The organism is Geodermatophilus sp. SYSU D00742 (assembly GCF_054049935.1).
In genome coordinates, this window is sequence record NZ_JBJGYJ010000025.1 from 24,635 (window position 1) to 44,921 (window position 20,287).

At 77.1% G+C, this 20,287-nt stretch carries 20 protein-coding genes, 1 pseudogene and 1 riboswitch; of the genes and pseudogenes, 11 read left to right on the forward strand and 10 right to left on the reverse strand.

What is annotated here, in order from left to right; genetic code table 11:
• Positions 1-65: 65 nt before the first annotated feature.
• Positions 66-626, reverse strand: a complete 561-nt coding sequence (locus ACI78V_RS16510) for a GNAT family N-acetyltransferase (protein ID WP_456852627.1) — start codon at positions 624-626, stop codon at positions 66-68.
• Positions 627-650: 24 nt separating this feature from the next.
• Complete coding sequence (locus ACI78V_RS16515; RefSeq protein WP_456852629.1) at positions 651-1,163, reverse strand: VOC family protein; 513 nt, start codon at positions 1,161-1,163, stop codon at positions 651-653.
• Positions 1,164-1,271: 108 nt separating this feature from the next.
• Here ACI78V_RS16515 and ACI78V_RS16520 point away from each other — a divergent pair, with 108 nt between their 5' ends.
• The 9 genes and pseudogenes from ACI78V_RS16520 (at position 1,272) to ACI78V_RS16560 (ending at position 7,691) form a co-directional block, all read left to right on the forward strand.
• Complete coding sequence (locus ACI78V_RS16520; RefSeq protein ID WP_456852631.1) at positions 1,272-1,439, forward strand: hypothetical protein; 168 nt, start codon at positions 1,272-1,274, stop codon at positions 1,437-1,439.
• A 1-nt stretch (position 1,440) separates the two neighbouring features.
• Entirely contained in the window at positions 1,441-1,767 is a 327-nt protein-coding gene (locus tag ACI78V_RS16525) for a hypothetical protein (protein ID WP_456852633.1), read from the forward strand.
• 15 nt (positions 1,768-1,782) lie between these two features.
• Positions 1,783-2,157, forward strand: a pseudogene (locus ACI78V_RS16530) (Mut7-C RNAse domain-containing protein); the annotation flags it as partial.
• Between the two features lie 154 nt (positions 2,158-2,311).
• Positions 2,312-3,604, forward strand: coding sequence for an Nramp family divalent metal transporter (locus ACI78V_RS16535; protein WP_456852635.1), 1,293 nt, complete (start codon positions 2,312-2,314; stop codon positions 3,602-3,604).
• Positions 3,605-3,669: 65 nt separating this feature from the next.
• Positions 3,670-3,773, forward strand: a riboswitch (TPP riboswitch).
• A complete protein-coding gene (locus tag ACI78V_RS16540; RefSeq protein WP_456852637.1) occupies positions 3,771-4,388 on the forward strand; it encodes an ECF transporter S component in 618 nt (205 codons plus the stop codon). Its footprint overlaps the riboswitch before it by 3 nt.
• A gap of 71 nt (positions 4,389-4,459) precedes the next feature.
• On the forward strand, positions 4,460-5,806 hold the full coding sequence (locus ACI78V_RS16545; RefSeq protein WP_456852639.1) for an ABC transporter ATP-binding protein: 1,347 nt from the start codon (positions 4,460-4,462) through the stop codon (positions 5,804-5,806).
• On the forward strand, positions 5,803-6,570 hold the full coding sequence (locus ACI78V_RS16550; RefSeq protein ID WP_456852641.1) for an energy-coupling factor transporter transmembrane component T: 768 nt from the start codon (positions 5,803-5,805) through the stop codon (positions 6,568-6,570). Before ACI78V_RS16545 ends, ACI78V_RS16550 begins: the two co-directional genes overlap by 4 nt.
• A 37-nt stretch (positions 6,571-6,607) precedes the next feature.
• The gene (locus tag ACI78V_RS16555; protein ID WP_456852643.1) at positions 6,608-7,141 is read left to right on the forward strand and encodes a DUF1697 domain-containing protein; all 534 of its coding nucleotides are present in this window, start codon (positions 6,608-6,610) and stop codon (positions 7,139-7,141) included.
• A gap of 121 nt (positions 7,142-7,262) precedes the next feature.
• The gene (locus ACI78V_RS16560) at positions 7,263-7,691 is read left to right on the forward strand and encodes an ATP-binding protein (RefSeq protein ID WP_456852645.1); all 429 of its coding nucleotides are present in this window, start codon (positions 7,263-7,265) and stop codon (positions 7,689-7,691) included.
• A gap of 66 nt (positions 7,692-7,757) precedes the next feature.
• Here the strand turns inward: ACI78V_RS16560 and ACI78V_RS16565 are convergent, their stop codons facing one another.
• Together ACI78V_RS16565 and ACI78V_RS16570 are read right to left on the reverse strand one after the other, a co-directional pair.
• Positions 7,758-9,815, reverse strand: a complete 2,058-nt coding sequence (locus ACI78V_RS16565) for a SpoIIE family protein phosphatase (protein ID WP_456852647.1) — start codon at positions 9,813-9,815, stop codon at positions 7,758-7,760.
• 849 nt (positions 9,816-10,664) lie between these two features.
• Complete coding sequence (locus ACI78V_RS16570; RefSeq protein ID WP_456852649.1) at positions 10,665-11,537, reverse strand: hypothetical protein; 873 nt, start codon at positions 11,535-11,537, stop codon at positions 10,665-10,667.
• Between the two features lie 380 nt (positions 11,538-11,917).
• Between ACI78V_RS16570 and ACI78V_RS16575 the strand changes: the two genes are divergently transcribed.
• Complete coding sequence (locus ACI78V_RS16575; protein ID WP_456852651.1) at positions 11,918-12,871, forward strand: nucleoside hydrolase; 954 nt, start codon at positions 11,918-11,920, stop codon at positions 12,869-12,871.
• Here the strand turns inward: ACI78V_RS16575 and ACI78V_RS16580 are convergent.
• Positions 12,852-13,562 (reverse strand): GAF and ANTAR domain-containing protein, encoded by a 711-nt coding sequence (locus tag ACI78V_RS16580; protein WP_456852653.1) that lies wholly within the window; start codon positions 13,560-13,562, stop codon positions 12,852-12,854. The two genes, ACI78V_RS16575 and ACI78V_RS16580, sit on opposite strands and share 20 nt — an antisense overlap.
• Positions 13,563-13,712: 150 nt before the next feature.
• Here ACI78V_RS16580 and ACI78V_RS16585 point away from each other — a divergent pair, with 150 nt between their 5' ends.
• Positions 13,713-14,210, forward strand: coding sequence for an ATP-binding protein (locus ACI78V_RS16585; RefSeq protein WP_456852655.1), 498 nt, complete (start codon positions 13,713-13,715; stop codon positions 14,208-14,210).
• A gap of 43 nt (positions 14,211-14,253) precedes the next feature.
• Here ACI78V_RS16585 and ACI78V_RS16590 read toward each other — a convergent pair whose 3' ends face one another.
• From ACI78V_RS16590 to ACI78V_RS16610, 5 genes are all read right to left on the reverse strand, one after another.
• Positions 14,254-15,855 carry a YfjP family GTPase gene (locus ACI78V_RS16590; protein ID WP_456852657.1) on the reverse strand — a complete coding sequence of 534 codons (1,602 nt, stop codon included), beginning with the start codon at positions 15,853-15,855 and terminating at the stop codon, positions 14,254-14,256.
• Positions 15,852-17,549: an ABC transporter gene (locus ACI78V_RS16595; protein ID WP_456852659.1), complete on the reverse strand. Its 1,698-nt coding sequence runs from the start codon at positions 17,547-17,549 to the stop codon at positions 15,852-15,854. Before ACI78V_RS16595 ends, ACI78V_RS16590 begins: the two co-directional genes overlap by 4 nt.
• A gap of 106 nt (positions 17,550-17,655) precedes the next feature.
• Positions 17,656-17,892, reverse strand: a complete 237-nt coding sequence (locus tag ACI78V_RS16600) for a hypothetical protein (RefSeq protein WP_456852661.1) — start codon at positions 17,890-17,892, stop codon at positions 17,656-17,658.
• 130 nt (positions 17,893-18,022) lie between these two features.
• Entirely contained in the window at positions 18,023-19,522 is a 1,500-nt protein-coding gene (locus ACI78V_RS16605) for a phospholipase D-like domain-containing protein (RefSeq protein WP_456852663.1), read from the reverse strand.
• A gap of 3 nt (positions 19,523-19,525) precedes the next feature.
• Entirely contained in the window at positions 19,526-20,215 is a 690-nt protein-coding gene (locus ACI78V_RS16610; protein WP_456852665.1) for an NYN domain-containing protein, read from the reverse strand.
• Positions 20,216-20,287 lie beyond the last annotated feature (72 nt).

Sequence of the window (20,287 nt, forward strand, 5' to 3'; positions counted from 1 at the left end):
TCTCAGATGTCAGCCGCGGGCCGTGTCAACCCCTCGCCGGTCGGGCGTCCGCGTCGTGTGCGCGTTCAGGCCGCCGGTCGACCCAGGTCGGGGGCCGGGTCGTCGGACAGCCGGCTCCACAGCAGCTCGTCGTGCCTGACGCCGTCGCCGTAGCGGTAGGAGCGGCGCAGCCGGCCCTCGAGGGTGAACCCGGCCTTGCCCGCGACCCGCCCGGAGGCGGCGTTCTCGACGGCGTGGCACAGCTCCACGCGGTCGACGGCCAGCTCCGCGAACGCCCAGCGGCACACGGCGTCCACCCCGCGAGGCGCCACCCCACGCCCGCGGGCCGCGGGCACCGTCCAGTAGCCGACCGAGGCCCCGGCCTGCGCCCGGTCGATCGAGTGCAGCGACAGGGAGCCGAGCAGCGCGCCGGTCGCGGCGTCGACGACGGCCCAGGAGGCGTGGTCGCCGGCGGACCAGTCGGCCCGCCGGCGCAGGAACGCGACCACGTCGGCGCGGGTGGTGGCCGGGACGGCGTTCCACCGGCGCAGCAGCGGGTCCTGCATCGCGACCAGGACGTCGTCGGCGTCGTCCGCACGCCAGGACCGCAGGTGCAGCTCACCGGCGGTCAGCTCGACCGGTTCCACGGGGAGGCATCCTCCCCGACGTCCTCAGGCCGGGACGGAGACCCCGACGCCACCGCGGGTGTGGGCGCCGTAGCGGGCGATCTCGCGGTCGAGGTCCAGCGGCGAGGTCATGGCCGCGCCCTCCAGGAGCTCCGGGGTGATCGCCTCCGCCGGCAGCAGCCAGGAGACCTCGAACTCCAGGCCGTCCGGGTCGTGGGCGTAGAGGGCCTTGGTGGTCACGTGGTCGGACATCCCGACCAGCGCCCCTGCCTGCAGCAGCGCGTCGCGGATGCGGGCCAGCTCGGCGAGCGTGTCGACCTCCCACGCCAGGTGGTAGAGCCCGACGGTGCGCCGGCCGGCCTCCGAGGCACCGGCGCCCGCGCCGATCTGGAACAGGCCGAGGTCGTGGTCGTTGGACGACCCCTCCGCCTGCAGGAAGACCGCCGCGCCGGGGATCTCCGTCTTGGCCCGGAACCCCAGCACGTCGCGGTAGAAGGCGTGGCTGCGGGCGACGTCCCGGACGTAGAGGACGGCGTGGTTGAGACGCTGGACCGGCATGACGGGTGCTCCCTCGGACGACTGGTCACCAGTCTGCCCCTCGTTTGTTGATTGTTCAAGTACCAGTGCGGGGCATCCGGGTAGAGGCCCGGCATGGACCACTCGCGCGTGCCCGTCAGCGAAGCCCTGCAGGAGTTCCGCCGCCGCGGCGACGTCGTCCCCGGCCCGCCCGGGCACGAGCAGGGCCGAGGGGCCGACCCGCGGGTGGTCGAGGTCGTCGGGGAGGCGTGGTCGCCCCCGACGTCCTCCCGCTCGACCGTCGCCGGAGGACCCTGACGTGAGCGTCGTCGTCCGGGTTCCGCCGGAGCTGGCCTTCCTCCTCCGGCCACGGGACCGTCCCGCCCGGGAGCGGCGGCTGGCCTTCGACCCCGACGCCACGCTCGGGCACCTGCTCCGCGCGGCCGGCGTCCCGCCGACCGAGGTGGGCGGGCTGCGGTTGGACGGCGTCCCGGCCGGACCGGACGCCCGCGCGCACAGGGGTGGCGTGGTCGACGTCGTCCCGGTGGCACGCCCGCAGCCCGCACCGCCGGGCGGGTTCGTGCTCGACGTCGGGCTGGGCGCGCTGGCCCGGCGGCTCCGGCTGCTCGGGCAGGACGCCGCGTAGTCCAACGACGCCGACGACCGCGACCTGGTGGAGCGCGCGAACGCCGAGCACCGCGCCCTGCTCACCCAGGACCGCGGGCTGCTCATGCGCCGGGCCCTGGTACGGGGGGCGCTGGTGCGCGGCAGCCGGCCCGACGAGCAGCTGGCCGACGTCCTCGACCGGTTCGCTCCCCCGCTGGCCCCGCTCACCCGCTGCACCGCCTGCGGCGCCCGCCTCACCGCGGTCGCCAAGGCCGACGTCGCCCACCGGCTGCCACCCGGCACGCGGCAGACCTACGACGAGTTCTCCCGCTGCCCCGCCTGCGACCGGCTCTACTGGCGCGGCGCGCACGCCCACCGGATCGAGGCGGTCGTCGCGGCGGCGGAGCTCGCGGCGGCACGGCGCGGGTAGGCCGCGGCGACCGAGCGGCTCGCGGCCGCGGGGCCACGGCGGGCAGGGCAGCCTCACCTCGGCCCCCCAGGGCCACACGTTGGCCCCGGCGTGTCAACCGGCGCGGGCACAGGCAGGAGCGCCCACCCACCCGTCGTGTCGTTGCGAGGCCGCCGTGTACCTGTCGAAGACCGAGGCCGCCGTCCTGCCGACCACCCTGGTCGGCTCGCCCGGACGGAGGCCGGCCCCGGGCAGCCGGCGCCGCATCTGGCCCCTGCTGGGGCCGGCGTTCGTGGCCGCGGTGGCCTACGTCGACCCGGGCAACTTCGCGACCAACTTCTCCGGCGGCGCCTCCTTCGGCTACACGCTGCTGTGGGTCATCGTCGCGGCGAACCTCATGGCGATGCTCATCCAGTCGCTGACCGCCAAGCTCGGGCTCGCCACCGGCCGCGACCTGGCCACGCTGTGCCGGGAGAACCTCCCCCGGCCGGTCACGAAGGGCCTGTGGGTGCAGGCCGAGGCGGTGGCGATCGCCACCGACCTGGCCGAGATCGTCGGCGGCGCGGTCGCGCTGAACCTGCTGTTCGGCGTCCCCCTGCCGATCGGCGGGGTCATCACCGCGGTGGTCGCGTTCGTGCTGCTCGCGGCGCAGTCCCGCGGGCACCGGCCGTTCGAGCGGGTGATCGCCGGGCTGCTGCTGGTCATCGGGCTGGGCTTCGGCTACACGCTGGTCGGCTCCGGCGTCGACGCCGGCGGGGTCGCCTCGGGCCTGGTGCCGTCGTTCTCCGGCTCGGAGAGCCTGCTGCTGGCCACCGGCATCCTGGGCGCCACGGTCATGCCGCACGTCATCTACGTGCACTCGGCGCTCACCCCGGGCCGCTACGGCGACGTCGTCACGGCCGGGCGCACCGAGAGCGGCCGGCGCCGGCTGCTCAAGGCCCAGCGCATCGACGTCCTCGTGGCCATGGGCCTGGCCGGGCTGGTCAACGCCGCGATGCTCGTCATCGCCGCCCAGCTGTTCACCGCCGACGACGGCATCGAGTCGCTGGAGAGCGTGCACGCCGGCCTCGGTGACCAGCTGGGCACCGGCGCGGCGCTGGCCTTCGCCGTCGCGCTGCTGGCGTCGGGTTTCGCCTCCTCCTCGGTCGGCACCCACGCCGGGCAGGTGGTCATGGCCGGCTTCCTGCGCCGCCACATCCCGGTGCTGGCCCGCCGGCTGATCACCCTCGCCCCCGCGCTGGCGGTGCTCGTGCTGGGCGGGGACCCCACGACCGCGCTGGTCTGGTCGCAGGTCGTGCTGTCCTTCGGCATCCCCTTCGCCCTGGTGCCGCTGCTGTGGCTGACCTCCCGCCGCTCGGTCATGGGCCACTGGGTGAACCGCCCGGTCACCACGATCGCCGGCGCGGTGGTGGCCACCCTGATCATCGGGCTCAACGGCCACCTGCTCCTGGGCTTCGTCCTCGGCTGAGGCGGCGGCGGTCGGGGGGACGGTCGTGGTGGCACCGGCGAGGGCTACGCTGGGTGCCACAACCGAACACACAGCAGGGGAGCGCCTCGGCGCTGAGAGTGCGGGATCCCGCAGACCCTCGAACCTGATCCGGGTCATGCCGGCGCAGGGAGTCTGGAGGAACACCATGGCCGACCAGGCCGTCCGTCCGTCGTCGGCTGCACCTGCCGGGGAGCGCCGCGCCCGCTGGCGCACCGTCGACATCGTCGTCACCGCCGTCCTCGGCGTCGCCTTCGGCGTCGTCTTCTGGGCCTGGGGCCTGCTGTGGGCCGGCACCGGGACGGCGTTCGCCGCCTTCCCGCCCGCGCAGGCCTTCATGTACGGCGTCTGGCTCATCCCGGCGGTGCTCGCGCCGCTGGTGGTCCGCAAGCCCGGTGCCGGTCTGTTCGCCGAGCTCGTGGCGGCGGTCGTCTCCGCGCTGCTCGGCTCGGCCTGGGGGACGACGACGATCGTCTACGGCATCCTCCAGGGCCTGGCCGGTGAGGCCGGGTTCGCCGCGTTCCGCTACCGCTGGTTCGGGTGGGTGCCGGCGCTGCTGTCGGCGGTGCTGGCCGGTGCGATGGCCGCCGTCCTCGACCTCCTCTACTACTACCCGGACTGGACCGCGGGCTGGAAGACGACCTACGTCGCCCTCGTCGTGGCCAGCACCGCGGTCGTGGCCGGCGTCGGCGGGGTGCTGCTGACCCGGGCGCTGGCGGCCAGCGGCGCGCTGTCGTCGTTCGCCTCCGGCCGCACCCGGCACTGACCGGCACCGCACCGGCCGCCGTCGCGCTGGCCGGGTGGGGCTTCCGGCACGCCACCCGGCGGGCCTGGGCGGTGCGGGACGTCGACCTGCGGATCGCCCCCGGCGAGCGGGTGCTGCTCACCGGTGCGTCCGGGTCGGGGAAGTCCACGCTGCTGCGGGCGCTGGGCGGGCTGCTGGACCCGGAGAGCGGCGACGCCGTCGGCGAGTTGACCGTCGACGGCGCCGCGCCGGACCGGCGGCGGCAGCGGGTCGGCATGGTGTTCCAGGACCCGGACGCCCAACTGGTCATGACCCGCGCCGGGGACGATGTCGCCTTCGGGCTGGAGAACGTCGGTACGCCGCCGGACTGCATCTGGCCGGCCGTCGACGTCGCCCTGGACGCCGTCGGGTTCGACCTCGGGCGCGACCGGCCGACCGGGGCGCTGTCCGGCGGGCAGAAGCAGCGGCTGGTGCTGGCCGGCGCCCTCGCCCCGCGGCCGGGTCTCCTGCTCCTGGACGAGCCCACCGCCCAGCTGGACCCGGCCGGCGCCGCGCTGGTCCGCGACGCGGTCACCAGGGCCGTCGCCGACCGCGGCGCCACGCTCGTCGTCGTCGACCACGACGCCGAGGCCTGGCTGCCGCTGGTCGACCGCGTCGTGGAGCTGCTGCCGGGCGGCGGCGCCGTCGAGCACGGGCCCGGGTGGACGCCGGCGCCGCTGCGGTTCCCCGAACGGCACCCGCACCCGCCCGGGGAGCCGCTGCTGTCCGCCCACGCCGCCGGGTACACCCACCGCGGCTCCGCCGTCCCCGCGCTGCCGCCGACCGACGCCGTCCTGCGGGCCGGGCGGACGCTGGCGGTCACCGGCCCCAACGGCACCGGCAAGTCCACGCTGGCGCTGCTGCTGGCCGGGCTGCGCGCGCCCACCACCGGCCGGGTCACCGCCGCACCCGCGCTCACCGCCGGCCTGCGCCGTCCCGGCCGGCCGCCCTCGCGCTGGGCGGCGGCGGAACTGGTGGAGCGGATCGGCACCGTGTTCCAGCACCCGGAGCACCAGTTCCTCACCGGCCGCGTCCGGGACGAGCTGTCCCTGGGGCCGCTGCGCGCCGGGGCGCGCCACGGCGAGGCGGCCCGGCGGGCCGACGAACTGCTCGAGCGGTTGGGCCTCGCGCCGCTGGCCGAGGCCAACCCGTTCACCCTCTCCGGCGGCCAGCAGCGGCGGCTGTCGGTGGCCACGGCGCTGGCGACCCGCCCGCGGGTGCTGGTGCTGGACGAGCCGACCTTCGGGCAGGACCGCGACACCTGGGCCGGGCTGGTGGCGCTGCTGGCCGAGCAGCAGGACGGCGACCGGGCGCTGTGCCTGGTCACCCACGACGCCGCCGTGGTCGCCGCGCTCGCCGACGACGTGGTGAGCCTGGGCGCGCCGGTGGCCGTGCCGTGACCGCGCCGCTCGCCCTCGGTCCGGCCCGCGCCGTCCCGCTGTCGGCGGTGAACCCGGTCGCCCAGCTCACCGCCATCGCCCTGGTGACGGTCCTGCTGCTGGTCAGCGGCGACCTGGTGACCCCGGCGGTCGTGCTCGCCGCGGAGCTCGCGCTCCTCCCCGCCGCCGGGCTCACCCGCCCCCGCGAGGTGCTGCGGCGCACCTGGCCGCTGCTGCTCAGCGCGGCCGGTGTGGCCTGGGTCAACGTCGCCTTCGGCGCCCTCGACGGTGCGGCCGCGTGGCTCAGCGGCGCGACCTGGGGGGTGCGCGTGGTGGCACTGGCGCTGCCGGGGGTGCTGCTCGTGGCCTCCACCGACCCGGTGCGGCTGGCCGACGCGCTGACCGTGCACTGGCGGGTGTCCACGCGCTTCGCCTACGGCGCGCTGGCCGCGCTGCGGCTGGTGCCGCTGCTGGCGGCGGAGTGGGAGACGATCCGTTCGGCCCGCCGCGCCCGGGGCGTGGACGCCGGGGGGAACCCCGTCGCCGCGGTCCGGCTGGTGGCCGGTACGGCGTTCGCCCTGCTCGTGGCCGCGATCCGGCGCGGCACGCGGCTGGCGACCGCCATGGACGCGCGCGGCTTCGACTCCGGGGTCGCGCGCACCAACGCCCGCGGTTCGGTGTTCCGCCGGCGGGACGGCTGGTTCGTCGCCGCCGCGGCGGCGGTGGGCGCCGCGGCAGTCGGCGCCAGCGTCGCGCTGGGCACCTGGGACCCTCTGCTCGGCTGACCGGGGACCCGGCCCGTGCGCGGCTACGGTGCCGGTCGTGAGCACCCGCTACGTCGTGCTGTTGCGCGGCATCAACGTCGGCCGGGCACGACAGATCGGGATGGCCGAGCTCCGGGAGGCCCTCACCGCACGCGGGCACCGCGACGTGCGCACCCACCTGCGCAGCGGCAACGTCGTCCTGGACAGCGCGCTGGACGAGGCCGAACTGGTGGACGACGTCGAGGCGGCCGTGCGCGAGCGGTTCGGCGCCGCGGTGCCCGTCGTCGTCCGCACCGGGGCGGAGGTGGCCGCCGTCCTGGCCGCCGACCCGCTGGGCGCGGTGGCGACCGACCCGTCCCGCTACCTGGTGACCTTCCTGCCGCGGGCTCCGGAGCCCGCGCGGGTCGAGGCGCTGCCGCCTGCGGACGCCGGGGAGTACCGGGTGGTCGGCCGGGAGCTGTTCCTCTGGCTCCCCGACGGCGTCAGCAACACCCCGCTGGGCGCCTGGAGGTGGGACGACCTGCTCGGCGTCGCGGGGACCGCGCGGAACTGGAACACCGTCCGGAAGCTGGCCGACATGGCCGCCGTGTGACACCGGCTACACACAGGTTTACCGACGCACCGCCCGGTGCATACGCAGGTGTTCGGCCCGCCAGCGGGCCGTCACAGCTACGCCCTCCGGGCGATGTCGAGCACGTGAGGGGACCAGCGGCGTGACACGGGAGACGGCCGGGCCGGTGTGGCCGACCGCGACCCCGCCGCCTGCCCACGAGGCGCTGATCTGGGAACTCGACACCGTCGCCGAGCTGCCCGGTGTGCGCGCCGACCTGCGCCGGCACCTCGCCGCGGCCGGTCCCGACCTGGCCGACCTGCGCGACCGGCTGGTGCTGGCCCTCGACGAGATGGCCTCCAACGCCCTGCGGCACGGGGGCGGCGCGGTCCGGGCCGCGGTGCGCACCACCGGCGGCGCGTGGCTGATCGAGGTCTCCGACGGCGCGGCCGGCACGCCACCGGCTCCCGCCGTCGGCCGGGATCCGAGCGAGGGCGGCCTGGGGCTCTACCTCATCGCCGAGCTGGCCACCGCGCACGGCTGGTACACCGCCGGGGGCGCCAAGCACGTGTGGGCCGTCCTCGCGCCGTGACGTCGTCGGCCTGCCGGCCGACCCTGCGGGCCCCCGCGCCCGGTCCACACCGCGCGGTGGGGGACCTCAGTCCTGGGGGTGCAGGCGGATCGCCACGAGGGCGATGTCGTCCTGCAGGCCGGAGGGCCGCAGCCGCTCGATGACCGCGTCGCAGAACTCCTCGAGCGGCAGGGTCCCCAGCTCCGCCAGCGCCGCCCGCAGGCGGGCGATGCCGTCGTCCAGGGGCAGGTCGCGGCCCTCGACGAGCCCGTCGGTGTACAGCAGCACGGTCGCGCCCCGCCGGAAGGTGACCACGTCCTCGGTGCGCCGCGCGGCGGGGTCGACCCCCAGCATCAGCTCCGGGCGGCCGGCCGCGAGCTCCTCCACCCGCCCGTCGGGGTGCATCAGCAGCGGCGGCGGGTGCCCGGCGTTGGACCAGCGCAGGCTGGTGAGGCCGGCGGCGCGCTGCTCGGGCGACTGCTCGACCCGGGCCACGGCCGCGGTCGCCATCGTGGACATCCCCAGCCCCTCGACGGCCGCGTCGAGGTCACTGAGCACCTGGGCCGGCCCGATCCCGGGGCGGTAGGCGATCCCGCGCAACAGCCCGCGCAGCTGGCCCATGGCGGCCGCCGCCGCGGTGTCGTGGCCGACGACGTCGCCGATGACCAGCATCGCCGCGCCTCCGGGCTGCAGGAAGGCGTCGTACCAGTCGCCGCCCACCTCGGCGGCGGCCATCGCGGGCCGGTAGCGGACGACGATCTCGGCGGAGTCCGGCGCCGGCGGATCGGTCAGCAGGCTGCGCTGCAGGCCCTCGGCGAGACCCCGCTGCTGCTCGTAGAGGCGGGCCCCGTCCATCGCGAGGGCGACCCGGGAGGTCACCTCCTGCGCGGCGGCCACGTCGTCGGCGTCGGCCGGTGGCCGGCCGGCCGAGCGGTAGATGCTGAGCGCGCCGAGGGTGCGTCCGCGGGCCACGAACGGCAGCGTCACCGCCGACCGGGGGGCCAGGCGCCAGAACACGTCGCTGGCCTCGCCGGGCGGCAGCGTGCGGCCGACGACCGTGCCGACGTCGTCCACGGTCAGGGTCCGGCCGGAGGCCAGGGCCCGCAGCACCGGCGCGTCGGGCCGGATGGAGGCCAGCCGCAGGTCCGCGTAGCGGGCCACGGTCGCGCGCTCGGCCGGGTCGCGGTGCCACGTCGCGACGTCGCGCATCCGGCCGTCCGCGCCGGAGAGGCTGACGATCACCCAGTCCCCCAGCACGGGCACGACCGTCTCGGCCAGCCGCTGGAGGACGGCCTCCTCACCCTCGCCGGCGGTGAGCGTCTCGCCGGTCATCGCGCTCACCTCGGCGATGACGGCCAGGCGCGCGGCGCTGCTCTGCGCCCGAGCCTGCGCCGCCCGCCGCTCGGTGACGTCGAGGAAGTAGACCGAGAGGCCGTCGGGGCCCGGCCAGGCCCGCACCTCGTACCAGGCGTCCAGGGGCGCGGGGTAGTACGCCTCGAACACCCGCTCCTCGCCGGTGGCCGCCGCGCCGCGGTAGTTGACCTCGAAGTCGCTGGCGACCGCCGCCGGGTAGAGCTCCCAGATGTCGCCGCCCAGCAGTTCCTCGCGGGGGCGGCCGAGGACCCGTTCGGCCTCGGCGTTGACGTAGGTGAACCGCCACTCCCGGTCGAGGGCGAAGAAGGCGGCGTTCATCGCCTCCAGCACGCGGGCCACGCGGGCGTCGGCCTGGCGGTGCCTCGTGGTGTCGTAGCCGGCGCCGAGCAGCCGGACGGCGGTCCCGCGCTCGTCGGCCAGCGCGCGGCCGCGGCCCTGCACCCAGCGGGTCTCCCCCGAGGGCAGGACGATCCGGAACTCCGACTCGTACCCACCGCAGGTCTCGATGGCGTGCTGCAGCGCCTCCAGCGTCCGGACGGCGTCGTCGGGGTGCAGGCGCTCGGCGAAGGCCTCGATGCTCTTCCCGAATCCGTCCCGGTCGTAGCCGAAGATCTCCAGCAGGCGGTCGTCCCAGGCCAGCTGTCCGGTGACCAGGTCCCAGTCGAAGCTGCCGATCCCGGCGGCCTCGATCGCGAGCTCCTGCCGCAGGCGGACGGCCGCGAGCTCCGCGTCGGAGCGGCCCTCGTCCGGGCGCAGCCGATCCGGGCTCACGGTCGAGTCACTCGCATTCCCGGGCCGGACGACGGGGGCCTGACGTGGCGCGGCCCCGTCGACGCCACCTGAGGGTTCTCCGGACACACGGGCCGGCTCCCCTTTCTCTCATGGCGACGGCGCCACCGCCAACCGCTGTGCCGCAACCGACACCCCGCCCCGCTGCCCCGCCCCCGGGGTCGGGGAGGGCGGGACCCGAGCGGAGGCGACGCGCGGGCGGCCTCCACCCGGAGGAACGAGCCGGTCACCGGCTGGCTACGCCCGGAGGACGACGAAACGGCGGGCGCCCCCGGTCCAGGAGGGGCGCCCGCCGTTCGGCAGGGGGCGGACGGGTCGTCCACCGGCACGGGGTCACGTCCTGCGGTCGCGGGCGTCCAGCGTCGCGGTGCCCGCCGGCCCGGCTCCGTGCGACCGGCCCGGTCTGCTCCGTCGACTCCCGGTCGCCGGTGGCGGGCCGGCGGCTCGGTCCCCCGCAGCGCGCCCTGCACGTCGGTGCCGGCCGACCCTGGGGCGGGGGTGGCGGCGGGACGTGGCGTCCCCCTGCGGTGCAGGACCCGGTGCCGGCGGCCGGACGCCCATGCGGTCCGCGCCTCCCTGGAGGGTCCGCGCGCTGCGTCGGGGCGCAGTCGGCGGGGGGTCGAGGCGGGTACCGGTGGTGCGGGACGGCTGGGCCGGCGCAGGTGCTGCGTCGGAGGGGACGACCGGGGCGGTGCGAGGTCGGCCAGGAGTACGGAGGACGGGTGCCGGAGCGACGGGGTGCGGTCCCCGGAGGAGGCGGGGACCGGCAGCCGGCGGCTGGCAGGCGGTGCGGAGGACGGCGTCCGCGGCGGGGCCGTGGTCGCGCTGGGATCAGCCCGGGGGCTGTCCCCGGGCCGGAGGTGGCCGCGGATCGCCACGTGCCCGGGCCGGGCCGGAGGCCCGCGCGCCCCGTGGGCCGTGCCCGGCCCGCGCGGTTCCCGGGGAGGGGGTGGGCCGCGGTGCCGGCACCTGCCGGGCGAGCGGCGGGACCACCGGGACGCGGGATGGGGCGACCGGCCGGGGAGCCCGGGCCGGGAGGAGCGCCGCAGCGGGGGAAGACGCCGCGGGCTGGATCGTGGGCGTGCTGGGCAGCTCGGTGAGGACCACCGGGCCGTCGGCACGCGGAGCCGGGGCGGGCGGACGGCCCCAGGCGAGGTACGCGCCGTCGGGACCGGAGCCCCACAGCGCCAGGCGGCGGGGAACCGCCCGCAGCCGGGCCCCCAGGCGCGGGAGCCGGGCGCCCAGGCCCGCACGGGCCTCCGCCGGGACGGGCCACCTGCCGGTCGGCGACGCGACCGCCGGGGGACGGGTCACCGCCGGACGGCCCCAGGCGAGGTACGCGCCGTCGGGACCGGAGCCCCACAGCGCCAGGCGGCGGGGAACCGCCCGCAGCCGGGCCAGCAGGCCCGGGCGCCGCCCGGCCGCAGCGGCCGGCTCCGGCCGTGCCGCCGGCGCCGGGAACTGCGCCTGCGGCGGGCGGGACCGCGGGACCGGCACGGGACGGGCGGGCGGGAGCGGGCGGAGCGCGTGGGGGGTGCGGGCCGTCCGGGACCGCCCGGGTCGCAGCGCCGCGGCCCGGGCGGGACGGGGACGGTCGCGCAGCGGCAGCTCGTCGGCGCGCTCGAGCACGTCCAGCAGGCCGCTGAGGGTCAGGTCGTCGGACACGCGCGACGGGCGGAGCAGCGGTGCCCGGTCGATCGCCATGTCGTCCTCCTGCAGGTGTCGCCGCGGCCGGGGAAGGTGCCGCGGACGAGGAGAAAGGTAGGGACGACGGCCCGCGCGGACGGCGTTCCGGGACACCCCCTGGAGGGCGCGTGACCGAACCGTTGTCGGACCCCTCCGGACCCGTCGGCGACCCGTCCCCCACGGCGCAGCCTTGTCGACAAGCCGTGCCGTCCCGAGCGTGGGAGGCGCTGGTCAGCGCGTCGGTCACCCCGGGACACACCCCACCGCCCCGGCGTGTCGGGCACCGTGGAGCTCCTCCCCGGACGCCGGCCACCTCCAGCAGCCGACTGCTGGAGGTGGTGGGGGCTGGCGACGCGCGGGCTCGGGAGGACGCCGTGACCGGCTGACAGGATGGCGCGGTGGCCGACCGCACCCCCCTGGTGATCGACACCGACCCCGGCATCGACGACGCGCTGGCCGTCCTGCTGGCGCTGGCCAGCCCCGAGGTCGACCTGCGGCTGGTCACCACGGTGCACGGCAACGTCGACCTGCCGCAGACGACGGAGAACGCGCTGCGCGTGCTGCACCTGGCCGGGCGGTCCGACGTCCCGGTGGCCGCCGGCGCCCGTGACTCGCTCGTGTACCGCCAGCCCGAGCGGGCCGGCCACGTGCACGGCAGCACCGGCCTGGGCGGGGTGGAGCTGGCGCCGTCCCCGGCCACCGTGGACCCGCGGCCGGCCGTCGTCGCGCTCGCCGAGTCGCTGCTGGCGTCGCAGGCGCCGGTGACCGTCGCCGCGATCGGGCCGTGGACGAACATCGCCCTGCTCCTGGCCACCTATCCCGAGGCGGCCGAGCGGATCGGGCGGCTGGTCCTCATGGGCGGCTCGGCCGCCCGCGGCGGCAACGTCACCGCCGCCGCCGAGTTCAACGTGTGGGCCGACCCGGAGGCCGCCCAGCGGGTCCTCGGCTCGGGGGTCCCCACGGTCCTCGTCGGGCTCGACGTCACCCTGCCGACGGTCCTGGACGCCGACGGCATCGCGCGGTTCGCCGCCGCCGGGCCGGTCGGGGCCACCGCGGCGGCGGTCCTGCAGCAGTACCTCGACCACGCTCGGTCGGCCTACGGGACCTCCGGCGTCGTCCTCCACGACGCGCTGGCGGTCACCGAGGCCGTCGTCCCCGGCACGCTCGGCACGGTCCGGCGGGACGTCGTCGTCGACACCACCCTCGGGGCCGGTCGCGGCCAGACGCTGGTCGACCGCCGCCGCGTGTCCGACTCCCCGACCGCCGTCGACGTCGCCGAGACCGTGGACAGCCCGGCCGCGGTGGAGTTCCTCGTGAGCCGGCTCGAGGCGCTCAGCCGGGCGGCCGGGTAGCGCCCCCGCCGTCGTACGTGGACTCCACGATGCCGGTGGCGATGTCCCGCAGCTTGCGGTTGTAGCGCTGCGAGGCCTCGCGGAGGATCTCGAACGCCTGCTCGGCGTCGACGCGTCGCTGCGCCATCAGCACGCCCTTCGCCTGCTCGATGACCGACCGGGACTCCATCGCCAGCCGCATGTTGCGCGCCTGCTCCCCCAGCCGGTCGTGGGCGTCGGCGTTGGCCACGGCGACCGCGATGGCCTCGGCCACCTCGAGGGCCACCTCGAGCGACTCGCGGCCGGCGAAGGACCCCGGCGCGGACGAGTAGATGTTCAGCGCCCCGATCGAGATGCCCTGGTACGGGAGGGGTATGGACAGCGAGCTCAGGACGTCGACCTCGACCACGGAGGCGGTGTAGTCCGGCCAGCGGGTCTCGGTGCGCATGTCGTCGATCCGGAGCACCACGCCGCCGCGGCCGGCGTCCATGCAGGGGCCGTAGCCGCGCTCGTACTGCAGTTCGTCGGCGGCGAGCGCCATCTCGCCGTGGTGGGCCGCGGTGAAGGCCTTGTCGCCGCGGACCAGGGTGATCGAGGTCGAGTCGGCGCCGGGGATGGTGCGGGCCGCCAGGGCGGTGATCTCGGTGAGGACGTCGGTGATCGTGCGGTCGGCGAGTACCACCCGGCTCAGGTCACGCCACAGGCCCTCCATGCGGCCAGTCTGCCTCTCGGGCAGGCCACGCGGAACGCCCGGCGGGTCGCTGCGGGACCCGCCGCTGCGGGACGGGGCCGTTTCGGTCAGGATGGGGGCGGCCGCGAGTCGGCGGCCGGCGGACGCTCAGCACCGGCGGAGGAGGTCGCTTTGGGCCAGGAGCCATGGCCGCAGGCGCCGGTCCCCTCCGTGCCCGGCGACGTCTGGCACTGGCAGCTGGAGGCCATGCACGTCGTCTCCCGCGTGCGGTCGGACCTGCGGGCCCGCATCGCCCACCCCTCGGTGTCGTCGTCGTCCACCGAGGACGCCCGCGACGGCCTGCTCCTGGTCTTCGAGGAGCTGGCGTCCAACGCGCTGCGCCACGGCGGCGGCGCCGTCCGCGCGCTGGTGGTGGCCGGCCCGGAGGGCTGGCTGCTCGACCTGAGCGACGAGGCGCCGGACCGCCCGCCGGTCCCCGCGATCGACCGCGACCCTGCTCTGGGCGGGATGGGCCTGCACCTGGTCGCCCAGCTGTCCAGCGACTACGGCTGGGAGGGCCGCCCGGGGCGCAAGCACGTCTGGGCCCGGCTGCCCAACGGCCGCCAGCCCGTCGACGCCGCGAAGGACCGCGTCCCCGAGCCGCGGGCCCCGGAGATCCCCCGCGACTGACAGGCGCGAGGACGTCGTCGGCCTCCCGGCCCCCCGCGGGCGGTCACCGCCGGGCGCGGGTGACCGCCGCGCAGAAGCGGGCGTGGGCCTCCCGCACCTCGGCCATCGGGGCCAGCACCTGCTCCTGCGCCACCACGTCGACCGCGGCCTCCAGCCGCTGCGTCGCCCGCCGGGCGCGGCGGCGGGCGCGGGCGCGGACGAAGGGCCGGGCCAGCAGCGCCAGCAGCGCCCCCGCCAGGAGCCCGCCGACCAGCAGCAGCGTGGGCAGCGGCAGCCCCTCGACCCGGGGCAGCGGGACGACGTCGTCCAGCTGGAACAGCCCCAGCACGACCAGCGCGAGCAGCCACAGCGCCCCGGCCAGGGCCACCAGCATGAGCAGCCACTGCAGGCCGCCGACGCCCCGCTGCCACACCGGTGTGCGCTGCGGCCCGAGGTCGGTGCCGGCCACGGCGCGGTCGAGCTCGTCGGCCAGCCGTTCCTCGGAGACCTCCACGGTGCGCCGCAGGTCGTCCCGCCACGCCTGGGGCAGGCCGTCACCCGCGGCCTCCCGGGCCTGCCGCACCGCCCGGGTCACCCCCGCCTTCTGCACCGCCCCCGCGGCCGGCAGCGACGTCCGTGCCGGGGTCGGACCGTCGGCCGCCGCGGCCTGGCCCGCGCCGAGGTGCAACCGGTCGAGGGGGTCGGCGCGCAGCTTGCGGGTCCAGCGCACCAGGGGCCACCCGGTGGCCGCCGTCCCGCTGCGGCGGACCGACCGCTCCACGGCGGCGGCGACCGCCGGCACCCCCGCCGCCTCGGCGAGGGCCTCGGTGAGCTCCTCGCGGTCCCGCCGGCCGACCCCCGGGCCGCTGCCGTCGCCGCAGTGGACCGCGAGCGCGCCGGCCGCGGCCCGGACGTCGGCGGTGAGCCGGTCGGTCGCCGCCCGGCGGGCCGAGACCCGCGTGGCGAGCTCGGCGCGCAGCTCGCCGACGCCGGTGCCGGTGCGGGCGGAGACGGCCAGCACCGGCGTCCCGGACAGCCCCTCGCGGTCGAGCAGGGCACGCAGGTCGGCCAGGCAGGCGCGGGCGGACGCCGGGTCCAGCCGGTCCACCTGGTTGAGGACGACGAGCAGGACGCCGGCGTGCCCGGCCAGCGGCACCAGGTACCGCTCGTGGACGGCGGCGTCGGCGTACTTCTCGGGGTCGAGCACCCACACCAGCACGTCGACCAGCTGCACCAGCCGGTCGACCTCCAGCCGGTGCTCGAGCTTGATGCTGTCGTGGTCGGGGAGGTCGAGCAGCACCAGGCCGTCCAGCGCCGGCTCGGGGGCGTGCCGGTGCCGGCGGGGTACCTCCAGCCAGTCGAGCAGCCGGTCGGCGCCGTCGGCACCCCACACGGTGGCGTGCGCGACGCCGGTCGTGGGCCGGCGGACACCGGGCGTGCTCACCTCGCTGCCCGACAGCGCGTTGAACAGCGTGGACTTGCCGCTGCCGGTGGCCCCGGCGAGCGCGACGACGGTGGCGTCGCCGAGCGCCTCGCGGGCTCCTGCCTTGGCCAGCAGTGCGCGGGCCCGGGCGATCTCCGCGACCTCCAGCCGGTCCTCGGCCACCTCGACGGCCTCGCGGAGGGCCGCCAGCCGGTCGGCCAGCGGCGGGGTGCGCCCCCTCATGCGGTCGCCCGGGCCGCGGCGAGCGTGGCGGCGGCCGCCCGCAGCCGTCCGGCGTCGTCCGGTCCGGGCGCGACGGCGTCGACCAGGTCGTCGAAGCGGCCCTGCTCGTAGCGGAGGAGCGTGTCGGCGCGGGCCTGGAGGTCCTCGCGGGCGCGGGCGGCCAGCGACCGGACGGCGGCGTCGCCGAACACGGCTTCCAGCACCCGCTGCCCCAGCGCCGTCGTCCCGCCGGCGACGGCGACCTCACCGCCGGTGAGCCCGCCGGTCTGCGCGAACACCGCGACCATGACGACGGCGCCGGCGCCGTTCACGCCCCAGGAGAGGACGCGGGCGCGGGTGCGTTTGCCGGCGCCCTCCTCGCGGACCAGGTCGAGCACGTAGCCCTGCCAGTCCCGGACCTGCGCGGACGCGGCCTCCGGGAAGTCGTCGGAGACCCGCTCGAGGTCCTCGCCGGCGACGGCCAGCAGACCCGGCCCGCCCGGCAGTGCCCGCCACGTGGTGACCGTGCGCTCGGCGGCGCGGTCGGCCTCCGCGCGCAGCAGCGTCTCCACGCTGGACTCGAGGGCGCCGGCGAGGTCGTCGGCCGGGGCGGACCGCCCGGTGAACGCCGCGGTCACCCGGTCGCGCAGCCGGCCGATCGAGCTCTGCAGCGAGCGCATCCACTCGCCGGTGCCGACGAACTCCTGCCAGCGGGCGAGCACCTCCCCGCGCAGCAGGCTGCCGCTGCGGACGCCCTCGTCGATGCCGTCGTAGGCGGCGGTGTAGGCGGCCGCCGCGGCGCCGCGCAGGGTCGACGCCGCCTCCACCTGCTCCTCCACGGCGTCCGCGATGCCGGCCACCCGCTCCTCCAGGCTGGCCAGCGCGCCGGTGAGGGTCTGGCGGACGACGGCCGCGCGCTGCTCCTGGTCGGCGGCGAGGGCGTGCAGCCACTGCCGCAGGGGAGCCACCTGGTCCTCGGGGAGGAGACCGTCGACCAGCGGGCGCTCCTCGACGACGAACAGCCGCGCCCCGGCCAGGCCGGCCCGCTGCAGCATCCCGGCGAGGTCCTCGGCGATCTCGCGCGCGGCCTCCGGTGGCACGCGGTCGAGGACGACGGCCAGCGCGGTGCCCCGCTCCTGCGCCGTGCGCAGCAGGTCCCAGGGGACGGCGTCGGCGTAGCGGGCCGCGGTGGTGACGAAGACCCACAGGTCGGCGGCGGCCAGCAACTGGGCGGCGAGCTCGCGGTTGGACTCGACCACCGAGTCGACGTCGGGTGCGTCCAGCACCGCCAGTCCGGCCGGGACGTCGTCCCGCGGCACGAGCTGCAGGGTGCCGGGGCCGCCGGAGCCGCCGGTGACCCGGGCCAGGCCCGGGAGCACCCGGTCGCCGGAGAAGGCGGCGGTGTCCGCGGCTGCGCAGACGAGCACGGGTGACCGGGTGGTGGGCCGGAGGACGCCGGCGGTGGTGATCGGCGCGCCGACCAGGCTGTTGACGAGGGTGGACTTGCCGGCGCCGGTGGAGCCGCCGACGACGGTGAGCAGCGGGGCGTCGAGGTCGCGCAACCGGGGCAGCAGGTAGTCGTCGACCTGCTCGACCACGCTGCGGGCCGCCCGGCGGGCGGGCTCGGCGGCGGGCGTGGCGAGGCCGAGGGGGGCCGCCGCCACGGCATCCCGCAGCGCGGCGAGGGCGTCGGGCAGCCGCGCGGGGAGGGTCACCCCCGGGGTCTATCCCGGAGCGACCGTTGTTAGTCGGCGGACGCCCACCCGGACCGGCCGGGCGCGCGCCCGGGGTCCTCGTCACCGTGCCGTCGAGCCGAGCCCCTCAGGCCGAGTCGCGGACCGGGGTGTCGCCGTGCACGTGCCGCGCGCAGGAGGCGCAGCAGTAGAAGTGGCCGCCGACGACGACGCCGTGGCCGATGACCTTGCAGCCGCAGTGCTCGCACACCGGCGCCATCCGGTGGATCGCGCACTCGAAGCTGTCGAACGTGTGCCGCGCACCGGCGGCCACCACCTCGAACGCCAGCTCGTAGTCGTTTCCGCAGACCTCGCAGACCGCCATGGCTCCTCCTCGTCCTCCTCCGGGGGATCCCGGGGTTCCCCGGACGGGGATCGCGGACACCACGGAACTCGACGCGCGCAGACGACCTCGGCTCCGTCGGCCGGCCCGTGAGCGGGTCGCCTCCCGCGGGTCAGCGGCGGCGGCTCGGCCGGAAGCTGCGCCGCACCCGCCGCCAGCGGTTCGGCGTCCGCTCCGCGTCCAGCAGCTCGGTGTCGGCCAGGAGCCGCTCGGCCGGCCCCAGGTCGGGCGGCGTGAACGGCACCAGCGAGCGGCCCTGCGGCCGGCGCAGCCGCTCCACCGCCTGGAGCAGGGAGCCGCCGCACTCGGCCACCGTCGCCGTCACCGCCTCCGGCGGCACCCCCAGGTGCTCGCCGAGCAGGCGGTCCCGCAGCCCGGTGACAGCCGCCGCCAGCTCGTCCCGCCGCGGGTCGCCCGCGCGGGCCTCGACCGACAGGTCGCACTCGGTGTCCAGGCCCATGGAGCGGTTGTTGAGGTTCGCGGAGCCGATCCGCAGCAGCCGGTCGTCGACGACGAGCACCTTGGCGTGCACGTAGATCGGCCGCCGTCCGGCGGTGACCGGCACGTACAGCCGGAACCGGCCGTGCACGTCGGCGTCCCCGACGAGGGCCAGGAGCTTGGCGCGGGCGGTGCCCATCGCCTTCTCCTCCAGCCACCCGTCGGCGCTCTCGGGGTTGACGACGACGACCTCCGGCCCGTCGTCCTCCCGCAGCCGCTCGGCGATCGCCTCGGCGACCCGGCGGTTGGCGAAGTATTGGCTCTCGACGTAGACGGTGCGCCGGGCGGCGGCGATCGCGGCGAGCCACAGCAGCTCGACCTCGTGCACCAGGCTCTGCCCGCCGTACTCCGGCCGGGTGCGGGAGATCGCGACGTCGACGTCGGTCAGCAGCGCCTCGACCTCCGGCGGCCAGCAGGCCTCGACGCCGGTCACGGGCTCCAGGTCGCGGCCCGTGCCGCTGGCCCACCGCTCCCGGGCGAGATCGCCGATGGCCCGGGCGGCTGGCCCGGAGACGAGGCTGGTCACGTCGTGCCAGGGCCCGGTCGGGCGGTGCGTGGACGGACGGCGGCGCAACGGCTGCCGGTCCAGGTGCTCGGGGGTGTCCCAGCGGTCGGCGGTGACGTCGATGCCGCCGGCGAAGGCCAGGCAGTCGTCGACGACCACGATCTTCTGGTGGTGCGCGCCCCCGAGGGGGTGGTGCGTGTCGACGGTCATCGTCAGCCGCTCGGGGGTGCGCCGGTTGAGCAGCACGATCGGCGCCAGCCCCCTGCCGAGGCCGACGACCATCCCGTAGTCCCACTGCAGGACGCCGATCTCCAGCTGCGGGTTCGCCCGGACCGCGTCCTCGAGCACCCGGCCCAGCTTGTCCGCGCGCCGGGACCCCGAGTGCCGGCGTCCCGACCGGCGGGGGTCCAGGCGGATCCGCGGGTCGAAGTCCCAGCCGATGAACAGGACCCGCCGCTGGGCCCGCAGCACCGCCCCCTTGAGTGCGGCGAAGTAGTCGGCGGCGTCGACGAACACCGCGTACCGGTCGGCGCGCTCGACCCGCCAGCAGGTCTCGCCGGGGACCAGGAGCTCCTCGGCGACGACCGGGCCGGATCCCTCGTCCAGCACCGGTCAGCCGTTGCGGCGCAGGAAGCTCGACACGAAGTCGCGCAGGCTGCGGGTGGGCCGCAGCCAGGCGCCGTCCGGCGGCAGCGCGTCCAGGCGGACCCGGTCCAGCGGCTCGACGAAGGCGCCCGGGACGTCCTCGATGTCGATGAACTCCAGCAGGTCCGACCCGATCGCGTAGCCGGCGACCTCGCTGAACGCGACGACGACGACCTGGGTGCCGGTGCGGGCCAGCGCCTCCAGCGGCTCGGCGAAGTTGCGCCCGTCGCCGGAGAAGACCACGAGCCGGCGCAGCCGGTGGCTGTGCTGCCGGACGGCGATGTGGTCGAGCATGTCCTGGTCGATGTCGTCGTCGGGCTGGGTCTTGGGCCGGGCGAAGACGGCGAACCCGAAGTTGCGCAGCGCCTCCACCCAGCGCTGCAGCGAGCCGACGACCGGCGGGATGTTGGCGAAGACGCAGGCCTCGACCTCGGGGGCGTCGGGCGCGCCCGGGTCGCCGGCGCCCTCGACGAACCACGCCGCGATGGCGTCGAACCGGGGGCGGGACGCCGCCGTGGGGCGGGCACCGATCACCGTCGACAGCGTCATGTCGATGTTCGGCGCATCCCAGATGAGCAGGTCCAGCGCCGGGCGGGCCCGGCCCTGCTGCTGGGCGCCCTCGGCTGCCGGCTGGTCGGCGAGGTCCAGGTCGGTCACGGGGGCAGTCTGCCCGGTCACGGACGGCACCGGCGACGGGGCACCGCCTGCGGGTGCGCCATCGGGTGACGC

Excerpts from the sequence above, each read along its gene's own strand:
- ACI78V_RS16540 (WP_456852637.1), top strand. The coding sequence starts at position 3,771 with ATGGCCGACCAGGCCGTCCGTCCGTCGTCGGCTGCACCTGCCGGGGAG.
- ACI78V_RS16515 (WP_456852629.1), bottom strand. The coding sequence starts at position 1,163 with ATGCCGGTCCAGCGTCTCAACCACGCCGTCCTCTACGTCCGGGACGTC.
- ACI78V_RS16590 (WP_456852657.1), bottom strand. The coding sequence starts at position 15,855 with ATGAGGGGGCGCACCCCGCCGCTGGCCGACCGGCTGGCGGCCCTCCGC.
- ACI78V_RS16580 (WP_456852653.1), bottom strand. The coding sequence starts at position 13,562 with ATGGAGGGCCTGTGGCGTGACCTGAGCCGGGTGGTACTCGCCGACCGC.
- ACI78V_RS16570 (WP_456852649.1), bottom strand. The coding sequence starts at position 11,537 with ATGGCGATCGACCGGGCACCGCTGCTCCGCCCGTCGCGCGTGTCCGAC.
- ACI78V_RS16600 (WP_456852661.1), bottom strand. The coding sequence starts at position 17,892 with ATGGCGGTCTGCGAGGTCTGCGGAAACGACTACGAGCTGGCGTTCGAG.